This window comes from uncultured Ralstonia sp., assembly GCA_913056305.1.
GTDB lineage: Bacteria > Pseudomonadota > Gammaproteobacteria > Burkholderiales > Burkholderiaceae > Ralstonia.
Window position 1 is genome coordinate 35913 of record CAJXMR010000008.1, and the last position, 16060, is coordinate 51972.

Below are 16060 nucleotides of genomic sequence, written 5' to 3' on the forward strand. Positions count from 1 at the left end.
GCAGATGACCAAGACCTTCGCATCCCGTGGCGACACGCAAGTTAAGGCCACCACCTTCACCCAGCTCTCCGAGAATGCCTATGCCTACACGGCGGAGGGCGACCCGAACTCCGGCGTCGTCATCGGTGACCACAGCGTGCTCGTCGTGGACACGACGGCGACCCCCGCCATGGCGCAAGACCTGATCGCCAAGATTCGCACGGTGACGGACAAGCCGATCCGGCATCTCGTGCTGTCCCACTATCACGCGGTGCGTGTGCTGGGCGCCTCAGCCTTTCTCGCACACGGGTGCCAGCAGATCATCGCCAGCCAGGGAACCTACGACTTGATTGCCGAGCGCGGCGAGCAAGACATGCAATCCGAGATCGAGCGGTTCCCGCGCCTGTTCGCCGGCGTGGAAACGATTCTCGGTCTGACGTGGCCGACCCTGGTCTTCGAGCAAGCGATGACGTTGTGGTTGGGTGGCCTTGAGGTCCGGATCGCGCACCTCGGGGCGGGCCATACCAAGGGCGACACCGTGGTCTGGCTGCCGTCGCAGAAGGTGTTGTTCTCGGGCGATCTGGTCGAGTACGACGCGGCTTGCTACTGCGGTGATGCCCACCTTGCGCAATGGCCGGCCACATTGGAAGCCCTGCGGGCGCTCGGGGCGGAGAAGCTCGTGCCCGGTCGAGGCCCCGCCTTGCACTCCGCGAAAGAGGCAGAGGATGCCATCCGTTACACCCACGAATTCGTCACCACGTTGCTTAAGGCTGGCCGCGAAGCACGCGCCCAAGGTCTCGATCTGAAAGGCGCGATGCGGCACGCGCGCACCTTGATGGATGCGCGATTCGGCGGCGTCTTCATCTACGAGCATTGCCTGCCGTTTGATGTGTCCCGTGCCTTTGACGAGGCGGGAGGCATCGCGCATCCACGCATCTGGACAGCCCAGCGCGACAAGGACATGTGGGCAGCGCTCCAAGAGTAGCGGGCGTTCGTGTGCAGGACTTGCGCCAGTAGGCGGCAGTGCTGCGCAATCCGAGCCCGCCCTGCGTCATGCCCCGGGCGGGCTTTTTCCTGGAGCCTCTCAGATGCCCGTGAAGGCGTGACGCACCAGCAGCCCCGACAAGACCAGCATCGTCACCCCGACCAGCCCATCCAGCACCTGCCACGCCCGTGGTCTTGCGAACCACGGTGCCAGCTTGCGTGCACCGAAGCCCAGCAGCACGAACCAGAGTACGCTGGCCGAGCTTGCGCCTGCCACGAACCAGCCACGCAGCGCGCCCGGTTGCTGCGCGCCGACGGTGCCCACCAGCAGCATCGTATCCAGGTAGACGTGGGGGTTGAGCAGCGTGAATGCGGCGGCCTGCGCCAAGGCGCCGCCTCTGGTGAGGCCGGCGCCGTCGCCAGACGCGCTCAACTGGCTGGTGCGCCTGGCGCGTTGCAGCGCCTGCCATCCATATACCGCCAGGAAGACGGCGCCGGCCAGCGCCAGTGCGCGCGCCAGGCCGGGGCGGTCCCCCAGCGCTTGGGCCATGCCGAGTACCCCGGCGGCGATCAACAGCGCATCCATCACGGCGCAGAACAGCACCACGCTGCCCACGTGCTCGCGCCGCAGCCCCTGTCGCAGCACGAATGCGTTCTGTGCGCCGATGGCGACGATGAGCCCCAGGCTCAGGGCCAGGCCCTGGAGGGAGACGGAAAGGGGGGGCGAAGGGGTGGCGAGCAAGGGTTCCATGCGGCGATCTTGCCGACGCCGTCGGATGAAGACAAACTATCTCTCCTTAATTCAATGTAGTTTTTCTTATCTCATGCTGGACTACTCCGCGCTCTCTGCATTGGCTGCTGTGGTTCGAGAGGGCAGCTTCGAGCGTGCAGCCCGCGCGCTCCATGTCACGCCATCCGCCATCTCGCAGCGCATCCGGCTGCTGGAAGAGCGCGTGGGCTGCGCACTCGTCGTGCGCGACCAGCCTTGTCGGGCCACCGAGACCGGGCGACGCCTCTGCCAGCACGTCGACCGCGTGCGGCTGCTGGAGCAGGAGCTGCAAGGCGCGCTGCCGGCGCTCGCCCCGCAGGGCATTGCCCCGGTGGCGTTGCCGATCGCGGTGAACGCCGACAGCCTCGCCACGTGGCTGGCCCCGGCGCTCGCCACCTTCGGCGCAGAGCATCCGGTGTTGATGGAGGTGTCGGTGGACGATCAGGACCACACCACCGAATGGCTGCGCAGCGGCGCCGTGCTGGCCGCCGTTACGGCCACGGCCCGGCCCGCCGCAGGCTGCAACAGCCGCCCCCTGGGTGCCATGCGCTACCTCGCGGCCGCCAGCCCGGCGTACGTGCAACGCCATTTCGCCGATGGCGTGGGCGCGGGCAGCCTGGCGCGGGCGCCGAGCCTGGTGTTCAACACCAAGGACGAGCTGCAGGCGCGCTGGGCGCGGCGCCTGTGCCATCGGCACGTCGAGCTGCCCCGCCACATGCTGCCCTCGTCGCAAGCCTTTGTGGCGGCGGCCGTGGCGGGCATGGGCTGGGGCCTGCATCCGCAGGCGCTGATCGCCTCGCATCTGGAGGCGGGGACATTGGTGGAGCTGGTGCCGGACACGCCGCTGGACGTGCCGCTCCACTGGCAATGCGCGCGCGCCGCATCCGCGTTGCTCGACGGCTTGAGCCGCGAAGTCCTGGCCGCCGCACGCGCTGCGCTGCTGCCGCCCTGATTCGCCAATCATCCACGACTGTCGACTCTCACTTGACAGTGTGTTTCGCGCGCCGGGGCTGTTCGCGGCGGGTGGCGTCGCTACCATGTTCTCCAAAACCCGCGCGGCCATCGGCACGCGCGCATAACAGACACCATCCGGAGACACACATGCACGCACGCCGCGCCACGGCCGCGATCGGCCTCGCCATCGCCGCCTCTTTCGCTCACGCCCAGGTATCGGACGACAAGGTCAGGATCGGCTTCATCACCGACATGTCCGGCGTCTATGCCGACCTGGATGGCCCGGGCGGGCTGGAGGCCATGCGCATGGCCGTGGCGGACTTCGGCGGCAAGGTGCTTGGCAAGCCCATCGAGATCGTCTCGGCCGACCACCAGAACAAGGCTGACGTGGCCGCTTCCAAGGCACGCGAGTGGATCGACCGCGATGGCGTGGACGTGCTCGTCGCCGGCCCCAACTCCGCCGCCGGCCTGGCGATGAACCGCGTGGCGGCGGAGAAGAAACGCGTCTACATCAACCTCGGCGGCGGCACCCCGCGCCTGACCAACGAGGAGTGCACGCCCTACACCGTGCACTACGCCTACGACACCAACGCGCATGTACGCGGCACCATCGGCGCGCTGCGCAAGCAGGGCGTCAACGCGTGGTACCTGTTGTCGGTCGACTACGCCTTCGGCAAGGACATGGACGCCGAATCGCGCCGCGTGATCGCAGCCGGCGGCGGCAAGGTGGTGGGCGGCACCAAGCACCCGCTGGGCGCGCCGGATTTCTCGTCATACCTGCTGCAAGCGCAAAGCTCCGGCGCGCAGGCCGTGGCGCTGGCCAACGCCGGCGGCGACACCATCAACGCCATCAAGGCCGCCAAGGATTTCGGGCTCGACAAGAAGATGCGCGTGGTGGGCCTGGTCATGACCATCGACGAGATCCACGCGCTCGGCCTGCAGACCGCGCAGGGCATGCAGCTGATCGACCCGTGGTACTGGAACTCCAGCGACGCCGCGCGCCAGTTCGGCGAGCGCTTCTACGCCAAGTTCAAGAAGATGCCGAGCGCCCTGCAGGCCGCCGACTACTCCGCCACGCTCACCTACCTAAAGGCCGTGCAGGCCACCGGCACCGACAATTCAGACCGCGTGATGGCCAAGCTCAAGTCGATGAAGATCGACGACATGTACACCAAGGGCGGCTACGTGCGCGCCGACGGCATGATGATCCACGACATCTACCTGTTCGAGGTCAAGAAGCCGTCGGAGTCGACCCGGCCGTGGGATTACTACAAGCTCGCGCAGACGATTCCGGGCGAGCAGGCGTTCAATACGCTGGCGGAATCGGCTTGCGCGATGGTGAAGAAGTAAGCGTCAGGTCTGCGCATCCGCCCGCGGCATACCGGCCCGGGGTGACCCCGAAGGTCGCGCGAAAGCGGGCGATGAACGCGCTGACGTTGTCATAGCCCAGATCGAGCGCGACTGCCGTGACCGGTGCGCCGGCGGCCAACTGCTCCAACGCGCGCATCATGCGCAGGCGGTGGCGCCAGGTCTCGAATGCGTAGCCGGTCTCGGCCGCAAACCGGCGCGTCAGCGTGCGTGGGGCGATCGCGGCCCAGGCGGCCCAGTCCTGCAGGCGCCGGGTGTCGGACGGGTCGGCGATGAGCGCATCGGCAATCTTGCGCAGGCGCGCGTCGGTGGGCATCGGCAGGGCGGTCGGCACCGGCTCGAGCGCGCGGATTTCATCGGCGATGACGGCGGCAAGGCGCTCCTGTGCCGGGTCCAGCGCGTGTTCCGGCCACCTGGCGGCTCGCGCAATGGCCGCACGCAACAGCGCAGACATCGACAGCGTGCATGGCGCATCCGGCAAGCCTTCGCACGCATCGGGCGCGAGGTAGGCCGCCCAGCCCGCGAAGGGGCCATGCGTCTGCGCACCGTGCTCCACGCCAGGCGGAATCCACACCGCATGCGCGGCAGGAACGACCCAACGGCCGTCTCCGGTCTGCAGGGTCAGCACACCAGCGTCCGTTCCGAACAACTGCCCGCGCGCATGACGGTGCGGTGCCGTCGCGCGCGGCGATGCGCTGACGTGATCGACCGCATGCAACCACCGGCCCTCGGTCGATTGCACGCGCGGCAAGGAAAGCAACGGCTTGGGCGGCATGGCCTGAAAAGCGTATGGATTGGCATGAATGACGGAGTCACGCCAAGCTACCCGCTCTACAGTGGTGCGGTCAATCACCCCAGGAGCACACCATGCGACCCGAAGATGTCCTGCCCGATACCGCCAACTATGCCGACTTTGATGGACTGACGATCCGCAAGGGCACGGTAGCCGCCTTCCTGGCCAACGCACAGGTGTGGCTGGACCCCCAGTCAGACGCTGCCAAGCGCGCTAAGGCGGAGGAACTGATGCTGGAGGCTGTGCCGGCCCTGCAGAAGCTGGGGGCGTTTGCCGTGCTGGAGATACGGGATGTGGGGCTGCGCGGGTTGCTTGAGGGCGGGCGGGGGTAGGGCGACCCATCGGCACAAAGGCGTCCTTGGCCACAGAGCGCAGCGCTTGCACTCTGAATAACCATAGACAGAAACGATCGTTTGCACGCTGGAGGGCGCCCCATATCCTCGCCGGACCAACCCTCCGGAGACACAACGATGACGCAACCGTCCACCCCCGCCTGGAAACTCGACACCCTGGCCGTCCACGGCGGCTACAGCGCCGACCCAACCACGCGGGCGGTGGCCGTGCCGATCTACCAGACGGTCGCCTTTGCCTTTGACGACACGCAGCACGGCGCCGACCTGTTCGACCTCAAGGTGCCGGGCAACATCTACTCGCGCATCATGAACCCGACCAACGACGTGCTGGAGAAGCGCGTGGCAGCGCTCGAAGGCGGCATCGGGGCGCTCGCGCTGGCGTCGGGGCAGGCGGCGGTCACGTATGCCATCCAGACCATTGCCGAAGCCGGCGACAACATCGTTTCGGCCAGCACGCTGTACGGCGGCACCTACAACCTCTTCGCGCATACGCTGCCGCTGTCGGGCATCACCACGCGCTTTGCCGATCCGCGCGATCCCGCATCGTTCGAAGCACTGATCGACGACCGCACCAAGGCCATCTTTGCCGAGACGGTCGGCAACCCGCTCGGCAACATCACCGACATCGCCGCGCTGGCGGAGATCGCGCACCGCCATGGCGTGCCGCTCATCGTCGACAACACGGTGCCGACGCCGTACCTCGTCCGCCCCATCGAGCACGGCGCGGACATCGTCGTGCACTCGCTGACCAAGTACCTGGGCGGACATGGCACGAGCCTGGGCGGGGCGATCGTGGATTCGGGCAAGTTTCCGTGGGCGCAGCACAAGGCGCGCTTCCGGCGCCTGAACGAACCGGACGTCAGTTACCACGGCGTGGTCTATACGGAAGCGCTGGGCGAGGCGGCCTACATCGGGCGCGCGCGCGTGGTGCCGCTGCGCAATACGGGTGCGGCGCTGTCACCGTTCAACGCCTTCCTGATCCTGCAGGGCATCGAGACGCTGGGCCTGCGCATCGACCGCATCACGCAGAACGCCGCGCGCATTGCGCGCCATCTGCGCGGTCACCCCAAGGTGGAGTGGGTCAACCACGCCAGCCTGGACGACCACCCCGACTACGCACTGGCGCGGAAATACCTGTCGGGCAAGGCGCCGGGCCTGCTCACGTTTGGCGTGAAGGGCGGGTTTGCGGCGGGCGCGCGCTTTCAGGACGCGCTGCAGCTGTTCACGCGGCTGGTGAACATCGGCGATGCGAAATCGCTCGCCACGCATCCGGCGTCGACCACGCACCGGCAGCTCTCCGAAGCGGAGCTGGCCAAGGCCGGGGTGCGGCAGGAGACCATCCGCTTGTCGATCGGCATCGAGCATATCGACGACCTGCTGGCCGATCTGGATCAGGCGCTGGCACAGGTCTGATGGCGCGCGCGGTCAGGCCATCACTGGCGGCCGCGCAGCCAGCGGTACACCCCGGTCAGCACGATCAGGAACGGCACCCCCGCCACCAGCGTCATACGGAAATCCGGCATCCACGCGGTGGTGACGATGATGGCCGCCATGGCAACGGCGCCGACGACGGTGAACACCGGAAACCCCCACATGCGAAACCGCAGGGTGCGGCCTTCGCGCTCCACCGCGCGGCGAAACCGCAGGTGCGTGACGAAGATGACGAGCCACGTGAACAGCGCCCCGAACATCGCCAGCGACATCATCAGCAGGAACGAGTGGCCGGGCAGCACCACGCTCATCACGGGGGCCAGCGCGGCACCGGAGCTGGACACCGCCAGCGCCCGTTCCGGCACACCGCGCCGGTTGGCGACACCCAGCGCGCGCGGTGCCTGCCCGCCGCGCGCGAGGCTGAACAGCATGCGCGTGGACACGTACAGCTGCGCGTTCATCGACGACAGCGCAGCCGTCAGCACCACGAAGTTCATCAGGCCCGCGCCGCTGCTGGTGCCGAGGATCTGCATCACGCGCACGAACGGGCTCTGGCCGGTGCCGGCCTCCTGCCAGGGCACCACGGCCAGCATCAGTGCCAGCGTGCACAGATAGAAGAACACCAGCCGGAACAGGGTGGAACGGAACGCGCGCGTGGCGGCGGCTTCGGGCTCGCGCGCCTCGCCGGCGGCCACGGCAATCAGCTCGATGCCGAAGAAGCTGAAGATGCTGATGACCGCGCCATACCAGACCCCCGGCACCCCGTGCGGCAGGAAGCCGCCCGCGTCCACATAGTTGTGAAAGCCGATCGGGCCGCCCTCGGGCGCGCGGTGGATGGCATAGCTCGCCACCACCAGGAAGACCACGATGGCCACCACCTTGATCATCGAGCACCAGTACTCCGCCACGCCGAACACGTCGACGCTGCTGGCGTTGATCCACACCAGCACCGCAGAGAACCCGACGATCCACATCCACGCCGGCACGCCGGGAAACCAGTACGCCATGTACACCGCCACCGCCGTTACCTCGGCACCGATGACGAACACCACGGCCGCCCAGTATGCGTAGCGCACCAGGAAGCCCGCGAGCGGGCTGACGTAGTGCTCGGCATACGCCCCGAACGAGCCGGTGGTGGGGTGGGCGACCACCATCTCGGCCAGGCAGCCCATCAGCAGCAGCGCAATCACTGCACCGATCGCGTAGCTGACCAGCACGCCGGGGCCCGCCACCTGGATGGCCGCGCCGCTGCCCAGGAACAGGCCCGTGCCGATCGCGCTGCCGATGGCGATCATGGTGAGCTGTGCGGAAGAGAGTCGCTGCTGCAGGCCGCCTTCGCGTGCGGCCAGCGCTTCGAAGCTGCCGGTGGCCTTGTCCATCGTGTTCCGTCCCGGGAAAAAGCCGGGATGATACGCCCCAAAAGCGAACGCCCCGCGCGAGGGCGGGGCGTGCTGGCCTGCCGGGTGCTGCCGCTACACCACCGCCAACCGGGGCCGCTCCTGGCGTGGCATGACGATATTGCGGCCGGCGGCCTTGGCCTCGTAGAGCTGGCGGTCGGCGCTCTGGATCAACCGCTCGGGCGCGTCGCCGTGCCCGGATGGGCCCACATGGACCGCCACCCCGATGCTGATCGTGAGCTTGCCGTGCGTGCTGCCCACGTTCGGTTCGCCCAACGTGAGCACCGCCGCGCGGATGGTCTCGGCCACGCGCTGCGCACCGGCCAGGTCGGTATTGGGCAGCAGGGCGCAGAACTCCTCGCCGCCGTAGCGGCCGGCAAAGTCGCCGGGGCGGCGGATGCTGTCGGTGACGCAGCGTGCGACCGTACGCAGCGCGGTGTCGCCTGCTGCGTGGCCATAGCGGTCGTTGAAGTGTTTGAATTCGTCCACGTCGATCATCAGCACCGCCAGCGGATGCCCGTGCCGGTTGGCGCGCCGCCACTCCACGTCCAGGGCCGCGTCCAGCGCGCGGCGGGTGCCGAGGCCGGTCAGGCCATCGGTGTTGGCCAGCCACTGCAGTTGCTGCTCCATCTCGATGCGCTCGCGCAGCTGCCGTGCAAACAGGATCGACAGCAGGATGAATACGGCATTGAGCATCAGCACGATGCTGCCGATCCACCACGCCCGCTGCCGCCACTCCGCGTAGATGTCTTCCGTAGCCAGCCCGACCGACAGGATGAGCGGATGCTCACCGATGCGCCGATAGCTGAACAGCCGCTCCACCCCATCGAGCGCCCCGGTAGTGATGTAAGCCCCTGCCGGCAAGTCTTTGCGCAGGTTGAAGGCTTGGCTGCCGGCAATGGTCTTGCCGATCAATTGTTCCTCATACGGGCGCCGCATCAGCACTGTGCCGTCGTCGCGTATGAGGGTGATGGCGGCGTGCTCGCCCAGGTTCATGCCGTCGAACAGCCGCTTGAAGTAGTTCAGGCGCAACGTGCCGACCACGATGCCGCGGAACTCACCGTTGGGGCTGTTCAGGCGCCGGCTCAGGCCGATCGACGTTTCGATGCCGTTGATGCGCGGCCGGAAGGGCATGCTCAGGTACAGGCCGACGTCCGGGGTGTCCTTGTGGACCTTGAAGTAATCGCGGTCAGCCACATGGACGCGCCGCGGCGGCACCGAGCGCGAATCGATGATGACATCGCCGGCGGCGTCGGACACCAGCAGCGAGCCCAGGTCCTGCGCATTGGTCGAGCGGTCGAACAGCACCAGCTGCCGGATGTGCGGCGGCAAGGCGAGGATGGTCGGGTCCTGCATGCCATCGATGACCGCCTGCATCGACAGGTCGTACACCTCGAGGTTGCGCGCGATGTCGCGTTGCAGGATCAGCGAGACGTTGTCGGCTGAATCGCGTGCGCGCGCCATGGCGTCCAGGCGCATCTCATAGAGCGAGAGCACCGTGAGCGCCGCCACCGCCAGCGACAGCACCGCCGCACCGACGATCAGCATGAAGGGGCGCTTCAGGAACGCATTGGCGAATCTCAGCAATGGCATGGGCGATTGTTGAAATCGATGTGTTTCTTGTGTACTGGACTCCACATCGCAATGCAACGGCATTGTGAGCGAATTGTGGAAAAAGCATCACTTTATTGACTGGGCACGCTATTCATTAGCGTAATCGGCCATTTGCCCGTCTTCTCCACTTTTTTCCGTGTGGTTCGTTCCGGTGGCCCGGCGTTGCGCGGGTGCGTGATTGGCTGAGCATTTGCTTAGCAGATTCAGCCTGGTGCCCTCTGCCATTGCGGCCGAAATATGTGCGGCACACCGCAATGGCAGCCTGGATTGCCGCCGTTGCCTATGCTTGGAGGCGGGACCCCTCTGGAGAACGCCATGCCTGACGACCGCGTCTCGCCCACACCGGTGCCGGCCAACCCGCATCCGCCGGTGGCCGACACCCATGACGAAGCCTTGCTGGACGAAGGTCTGGAAGAAACCTTCCCGGCCAGCGATCCGGTGTCAATCGATGCGGGTAAGCCTGATCGGGCGCCAAATGTGCCGGGGCGTGCGCCCAAACCGTAAAATAACGGTTTGCATGTCAACGGATCGGGTGGGTCGACCGGTTTACAGGACGCCATCCGGATAAGAAGTGCGGATTCAGCACGCGCTCGCGCGGGGGAACCGGTGTCGCCACCAAGACAACAACAACGGCGGCGCCGGACGGTCGGGGTCAATGATGGGAGGTCGATGCCGCACACACGGCGTCGGCCGGCTGCCATGGCGCGGCCGCTTCTCGCGTAGCCTGGCGCGTCGCCGCGTGCTTCTTCCACGTCGCCTCTTTTGCCGATGACACGCCGCCGACGCCCGCGCATGAGCCGGGCGCGTAACCCAAGCCTGCGGGATTTTGTTTTTCACCATGCCTGACGCTGCGTCCAACGACGCCCGTTCCAAACCACCGCGAGCGCCGGCTACACCGCCGGCGAGCGCGCCCACCGCCTCGCCTGCGGCTGAGCCCGCACGCGTGTTGCAGTCCGCTTCATTGCCAAGCTCGCAGCCTGATTCAGGCCTCGGCCTGGGCGCCTGGACCATGATCGGCGTCGTGCTGATCCTGGGCGCGCTCGTGTTCGACAGCCTCTATGCGCTGCTCGACCATGTGCACTACGCCGACATGGTGGCCGCCTTGCAGGCCACGCCGGCCAGACAGCTCGGGTTCGCCATCTGCGCCACCGCCCTGAGCTACGTGGCCCTGATGGGCTATGACGCCTCGGGCCTGCGTTATGCCGGCGCCCAGGTGCCGCCCACCACCGTTGCCACCACCTCATTCATTGCCTATGCATTGGGCAACACCGTCGGCCTGGGCTCGCTGACGGCCGGAGCGGTGCGTGCGCGCCTGTACACGGCCGCCGGCGTGGATGCGGCCAGCGTGACGGCCGCAGTCGCCTTCGATGCGAGCGCGCTGGGCGTGTCGACCACGGCTTTCGGCGCGGTGGGGCTGCTGTGGGGCGCATCGCATATTGCCGCGCTCACGCACCTGCCTGCCTCCTTGCTGGAGGCGGTGGCACTGCTGGTGCTGGCCGGGGTGGTGGCGGTGCTGGCGCTGTGCATGCGGCAGCGCCACGTCACGCTGCTCGGCCGCTGGGAGATCCGCCTGCCGCCGCCGGCGCTGGCGGCCCGGCAGTTCGGCATTTCCGCGGCGGACCTGAGCGCGGCAGCGGCGGCGCTGTGGGTGCTGCTGCCGGCCGGCGTGGTTGACCTGCCGACCTTCGTGGCGTTCTACGCGCTGGCGGTCACGCTGGGTGTGCTCTGCCGCAGCCCGGGCGGGCTGGGGGTGTTCGAGGCGGTGATCCTGCTCGGCTGCAGCGGCCAGGCGCCGCCCGCGCAGGTGCTGGCCGCGCTGCTGTTTTACCGCGCCATCTACTTCCTGCTGCCGCTGCTGGTGGCCGCCGCCATGCTGGCGGTGTTCGAGTTGCGCGAGGGGGCCGGCGCGCCGTTTGGCCGCGCCGCGGTCAGGCTGTCCCCACGGGTGCTGGCGGCGCTGACCCTGGTGGCGGGCGTGATGCTGCTGGTCTCGGGTGTGACCCCGGCCACCGACGAGGCCGAAGACCTGCTGCGCATGCACGTGCCGCTGTTCGTGGTGGAAGCCTCGCACATGATCGGCAGCGTGGCGGGCCTGATCATGCTGTTCGTCGCGCGTGGGCTGCTGCACCGGCTCGACGCCGCCTGGTGGGCGGCGCTGGCGCTATCGCTGCTGGCCGGCGTGTTGGCGCTGCCCAAGGGCTTCGCCGTGTCGGAGATGGCGGTGCTGGTGACGCTGGCGGGGCTGCTCATCATCTCGCGCCGGCAGTTCGACCGGCCGTCGTCGCTGTTCTCGCAGCGGCTGGAGTCGGGCTGGCTGATTGCCATGGCCTGCGTGTTTGCTGGCTGCGTGTGGATTCTCTTCTTCGCCTACCGCGAGGTGGCCTACGCCAACCAGCTCTGGTGGCAATTCACCTTTGACGGCGATGCGCCGCGCTCCATCCGCGCGCTGATGGCCGTGGCCGTGACGGGCCTGGGCTTCGGCCTGTGGCAGTTGTTCAGCCGCGAGGCCGGCGCGACCGCGCCGCCCGGCAACCTGGACCTCGCCCGCGCCGCCGAGATCGTCCGCAAGCAGCCCGCCGCCGATGCCACGCTGGCGCTGATGGGCGACAAGAGCCTGCTGTTCTCGCCGTCGGGCAACGCCTTCATCATGTATGCCAAGCAGGGCCGCTCGTGGGTGGCGCTGTCCGACCCCGTGGGCGCGCAGCAGGAGTGGCCCGAACTGATCTGGCGCTTCATCGAACTGGCCGATGCCCATGGCGGGCGCGCAGCGTTCTACAAGACGCGCCCGCAGACGCTTTCGCTGTATCTGGACGCCGGCATGCGGGCCTTCAAGCTGGGCGAAGAGGCCTACGTGTCGCTGCCCGAATTCAGCCTCAAGGGTTCGCGCCGCGCCAACCTGCGCCACGGCGTGACGCGCGGCGAGCGCGAAGGGCTGTCGTTCGAGATCGTGCCGGTGGAGGGCGTGCCGGCCGTGCTGGAAGAACTGCGCGCCATTTCCGACGAATGGCTGCGCAACCAGAACGCGCGCGAGAAGGGTTTCTCGCTCGGCGCCTTTGAAGACCGCTACGTGCTGAGCCAGCCGGTGGCCGCGGTGCGCCGCGAGGGGCAGATCCTGGCATTCGCCACGCTGATGTGCCCAGACGTACTGCGCATCGAGGCCAGCGTCGACCTGATGCGCCAGCGCGCCAGCGTGCCGCCGGGCACCATGGATTTCCTGTTCGGCAAGCTGATCCTGCATTTCCAGGCGGCCGGCTACCAGCGCTTCGGCCTGGGCATGGCGCCCATGTCGGGCATGGTCGATCACCAGCTTGCACCACGCTGGCACCGCTTCGGACGGATACTGTTCCGCCACGGCGCGCGCTTCTACAATTTCCGTGGGTTGCGCAGTTTCAAGGACAAGTTCGAGCCGGTGTGGGAAGCCCGCTACCTGCTCGCACGCGGCGGGCTGGCGCCGCTGTTTACATTGACGGATGTCGCCGCCCTGATCGGTGGCGGCCTGAAGGGAGTGATCTCTAAATGAGTTGGCAAGCACCGCGCACGCAAGAGGCGCGGCACAGGGGAGCACACAGCAAGCGGCGGCATCTGGCCGCGATTGCCCTGACCATTACGTGCGGGCTGGCGGCGTCGTGGGCCGTGGCCGCTGACGCGCCGGCCGCCGCCTCGGCGGTGGCAGGGGGGGCCGCCTCGGCGCCCAAGCCCGCACCGGTGCAAGGCCCGGTGCTGGTGCCGCCAGTCGGCATGACCGGCGCCAGCGGCGTGACGACGGCGCCCGCGCAAGGCGATGCACCGCCGCGCCTGCTGATGAGCGCCCCCGCCGTGACCGCCAACAAGGCGCTCAACGGCGGCGTGCTGGCGCTGCCCGTGGTGGCCCCGCCCTCGAGCGCTGCCGCGCCTGGCGCAGTGGAATTCGTCTCGCACGGGCGCTTCCGCGACGTGCCGGTCTACAAGCCCCGCGGCGAGGTCCAATCCGTGGTGCTGATGCTCTCCGGCGACCTGGGCTGGACCCCCGCCACCTCGCGCATGGCGCAAGGGCTGGCGGCACAGGGCGCGCTGGTGGCCGGGCTGTCGACGCCCGCGCTGTTCGCCAGCCTGGAGGCAGACCTGGGCGATTGCGCCTTCCCCGATGGCGATCTGGAAAACTTCAGCCGCTTCCTGCAGGCGTACGAGAAGGTGCCGGGCTACTACCCGCCCATCCTCGTCGGTGACAACGAAGGCGGCGCGCTGGCCTACGCGATGATTGCGCAGGCACGCCCGAACATCTTTGCCGCTGCCATGTCGATCGAGTTCTGCCCGGTGCTGGAGCTGCGCAAGCCGCTGTGCAAGGGCGAGGGCGTGCACTTCAGCCGCCGCAAGAGCGAGAGCCGCACCACTGCCAAGCGCACCAAGCCGGCCGACAATGCCGGCGTGGTGCTGCTGCCGGCCACCAAGCTCTCGGCGCCGTGGGTGGCGCTGCAGTCCAGCACGCTCACCTCGTATGCGCACCGCTCCGGCCCGCTGTGCGAGGCGCGTGCCACGCAAACCTTCATCGACACGATTTCCGGTGCGCAGTCGGTGGCGCTGCCGGCCGCGTCAGGTAACGCCAACGCAGTGCCGGTGACGGAAACCGCGCCGTTCAAGGCCGCCTTCGCCAAGCTCAACGCCCAGCGCAAGCCACTCCCCCCGCCGCCGCCCGCCGCGGTGTCGGACCTGCCCGTGATCGAGGTGGCCGCCCAGCCGGGCACATCGTCGGAGCTGTTTGCCGTGCTGCTGTCGGGCGACGGTGGCTGGGCCGGGCTCGACAAGGAAGTGGCCGGCGCGCTGTCCAAGGCGGGCGTGCCGGTGGTCGGCGTCGATTCGCTGCGCTACTTCTGGACGTCGCGTACGCCAGCCTCCACCGCGGCCGACATCGACCGTCTGGTGCGCTTCTACTCCGCGCGCTGGAAGAAGAGCCGCGCGCTGCTGATCGGCTATTCGCAGGGCGCGGACGTGCTGCCCTTTGTCGTCAACCGCCTGCCGGCCGCCTCGCGCGAGCATGTGGCGCTGGCGGTGATGATGGGCCTGGGCAGGCGCGCGGACTTTGAATTCCACATGACCAACTGGGTGTCCAGCAGCGCTGCGGGCCTGCCCATCCTGCCTGAGGTGCAGAAGCTGCCGGCCGGCATCGGCATGTGCATCTATGGCAGCGAAGAGAAGGACACCAACTGCCCGGGCCTGGACCCGAAGCAGGTGCAGCTCGTGAAGCTGCCGGGCGGCCATCACTTCGACGGCGATTACGCCAAGCTGGCGCGCATCATCCTGGAAGGCGCGCGCGGGCCTGCCAACGCTCCGCGCTAACCCCCGGTTTCCGGCGCTGTGCTGCGCCGTGCGGCCCCAGGCGTCACCCCGTTGAACCGCTTGAACGCCCGGCTGAACGCCGCCTCCGACTGGTAGCCCAGCCGGCTGGCGGCCTCGGCCAGCGGCAGGCGTTCTTCCTGCAGCCAGCCCAGCGCGATCTGCATGCGCCAGCGGGCGACGTACTGCATGGCGGGCTCCCCCACCATGCGCGTGAAGCGCGCGGCAAAAGCCGAGCGCGACATGGCGGCCTCGGCAGCCAGCGCGCCCAGAGTCCATTCCCGTGCGGGCTCGCGATGGATCAACGCCATCGCGCGGCCGATCTGCTTGTCCTGCAACGCCCCCACCCAACCGCTGCGCGCGGCCGGATCGCGTTCGATCCAATCGCGGATGGCGAGGATGACGAGGATGTCCGCCAGCCGCGTCACCATGGTCTCGCCGCCGGGTTGCGGGGCGCGCGCCTCGGCGGCCATGAAGCGCAGGGTCTGGTCGATCCATTGGGCGTGCGGTGATTGGCGGCCGTCGATGCACAGCGCTGATGGCAGCAGTGCTGCCAGGCGTTGTGCCGCCGGGTGGCCGAAGCGCACGGCGGCGCAGATCATCTGCGCGGGTTCGCCGCCGCCGCCGTGGCGCAACACTTCATAGCGCTCGCTCATCAGCTCGCGCGGCAGGTCGAACAGGCCGGCGGGCGCCACCCCCGGCTGGCTGGTCAGCCGGTGCCCGGTGCCGCGCGGCACGACGGCCAGGTCGCCCGGGGCGAGCGGGCGTGGGGCCTCGCCGTCCAGCTCCAGCCAGGCACGTCCGCTCGCAATCACGTGCAGCATCATGCAGTCGGGCATGGGCGGCAGGGCCAGGCCCCATGGCGCAGAGAACTCCGAGCGGCAATAGAACACGCCACTCATGCGCAGGAAGTGCAGCGCTTCGCCCAGCGGGTCGATGGGGGGCCAGGGGGGAGGGGTGTTCGTGGAAGCCATGAAGACATCCTGCGCAATGACGCGCCCATTGTGCGCTGATCTGGACGATCGAGCAGTAACAACGGACGTCCGATCACATCAGGAACGGGCCAGCTTTCCATACTGGAGGCGTCTTCCACCCCAACGCCTGCAGG

Annotated in this window: 13 protein-coding genes; 8 read left to right on the forward strand and 5 right to left on the reverse strand. The window is 68.2% G+C overall.

Annotated elements, in window-relative coordinates; all coding sequences use genetic code 11:
- Positions 1 to 4 precede the first annotated feature (4 nt).
- On the forward strand, positions 5 to 964 hold the full coding sequence (locus QZ609_RS02780; protein WP_295490770.1) for an MBL fold metallo-hydrolase: 960 nt from the start codon (positions 5 to 7) through the stop codon (positions 962 to 964).
- A 99-nt stretch (positions 965 to 1063) separates the two neighbouring features.
- On the opposite strand, the gene QZ609_RS02785 is transcribed toward QZ609_RS02780, so the two are convergent.
- Entirely contained in the window at positions 1064 to 1714 is a 651-nt protein-coding gene (locus QZ609_RS02785; RefSeq protein WP_295490775.1) for a LysE/ArgO family amino acid transporter, read from the reverse strand.
- Positions 1715 to 1787: 73 nt separating this feature from the next.
- On the opposite strand from QZ609_RS02785, the gene QZ609_RS02790 reads away from it, so the two are divergent.
- A complete protein-coding gene (locus QZ609_RS02790) occupies positions 1788 to 2684 on the forward strand; it encodes a LysR family transcriptional regulator ArgP (RefSeq protein ID WP_295490779.1) in 897 nt (298 codons plus the stop codon).
- A gap of 149 nt (positions 2685 to 2833) precedes the next feature.
- On the forward strand, positions 2834 to 4036 hold the full coding sequence (locus QZ609_RS02795) for an ABC transporter substrate-binding protein (RefSeq protein WP_295490781.1): 1203 nt from the start codon (positions 2834 to 2836) through the stop codon (positions 4034 to 4036).
- Here the strand turns inward: QZ609_RS02795 and QZ609_RS02800 are convergent.
- On the reverse strand, positions 3993 to 4829 hold the full coding sequence (locus QZ609_RS02800) for a helix-turn-helix transcriptional regulator (protein ID WP_295490784.1): 837 nt from the start codon (positions 4827 to 4829) through the stop codon (positions 3993 to 3995). The genes QZ609_RS02795 and QZ609_RS02800 overlap by 44 nt on opposite strands.
- Positions 4830 to 4921: 92 nt before the next feature.
- On the opposite strand from QZ609_RS02800, the gene QZ609_RS02805 reads away from it, so the two are divergent.
- Complete coding sequence (locus QZ609_RS02805; protein WP_295490787.1) at positions 4922 to 5179, forward strand: hypothetical protein; 258 nt, start codon at positions 4922 to 4924, stop codon at positions 5177 to 5179.
- A gap of 138 nt (positions 5180 to 5317) precedes the next feature.
- Positions 5318 to 6613 carry an aminotransferase class I/II-fold pyridoxal phosphate-dependent enzyme gene (locus QZ609_RS02810; RefSeq protein WP_295490790.1) on the forward strand — a complete coding sequence of 432 codons (1296 nt, stop codon included), beginning with the start codon at positions 5318 to 5320 and terminating at the stop codon, positions 6611 to 6613.
- Between the two features lie 20 nt (positions 6614 to 6633).
- Here the strand turns inward: QZ609_RS02810 and QZ609_RS02815 are convergent, their stop codons facing one another.
- Together QZ609_RS02815 and QZ609_RS02820 are read right to left on the reverse strand one after the other, a co-directional pair.
- On the reverse strand, positions 6634 to 8010 hold the full coding sequence (locus QZ609_RS02815; protein ID WP_295490793.1) for an amino acid permease: 1377 nt from the start codon (positions 8008 to 8010) through the stop codon (positions 6634 to 6636).
- Between the two features lie 93 nt (positions 8011 to 8103).
- Positions 8104 to 9621, reverse strand: a complete 1518-nt coding sequence (locus tag QZ609_RS02820; RefSeq protein WP_295490796.1) for a sensor domain-containing diguanylate cyclase — start codon at positions 9619 to 9621, stop codon at positions 8104 to 8106.
- Positions 9622 to 9957: 336 nt separating this feature from the next.
- Between QZ609_RS02820 and QZ609_RS02825 the strand changes: the two genes are divergently transcribed.
- The 3 genes from QZ609_RS02825 to QZ609_RS02835 all read left to right on the forward strand — a co-directional run bounded on the left by QZ609_RS02825 (position 9958) and on the right by QZ609_RS02835 (position 14955).
- Positions 9958 to 10146, forward strand: a complete 189-nt coding sequence (locus tag QZ609_RS02825) for a hypothetical protein (RefSeq protein ID WP_295490800.1) — start codon at positions 9958 to 9960, stop codon at positions 10144 to 10146.
- A gap of 334 nt (positions 10147 to 10480) precedes the next feature.
- Entirely contained in the window at positions 10481 to 13162 is a 2682-nt protein-coding gene (gene mprF, locus QZ609_RS02830; protein ID WP_365900804.1) for a bifunctional lysylphosphatidylglycerol flippase/synthetase MprF, read from the forward strand.
- Positions 13159 to 14955 (forward strand): AcvB/VirJ family lysyl-phosphatidylglycerol hydrolase, encoded by a 1797-nt coding sequence (locus QZ609_RS02835; RefSeq protein WP_295490806.1) that lies wholly within the window; start codon positions 13159 to 13161, stop codon positions 14953 to 14955. Before mprF ends, QZ609_RS02835 begins: the two co-directional genes overlap by 4 nt.
- On the opposite strand, the gene QZ609_RS02840 is transcribed toward QZ609_RS02835, so the two are convergent.
- Positions 14952 to 15926, reverse strand: a complete 975-nt coding sequence (locus tag QZ609_RS02840; protein ID WP_295490809.1) for an AraC family transcriptional regulator — start codon at positions 15924 to 15926, stop codon at positions 14952 to 14954. The two genes, QZ609_RS02835 and QZ609_RS02840, sit on opposite strands and share 4 nt — an antisense overlap.
- Positions 15927 to 16060 lie beyond the last annotated feature (134 nt).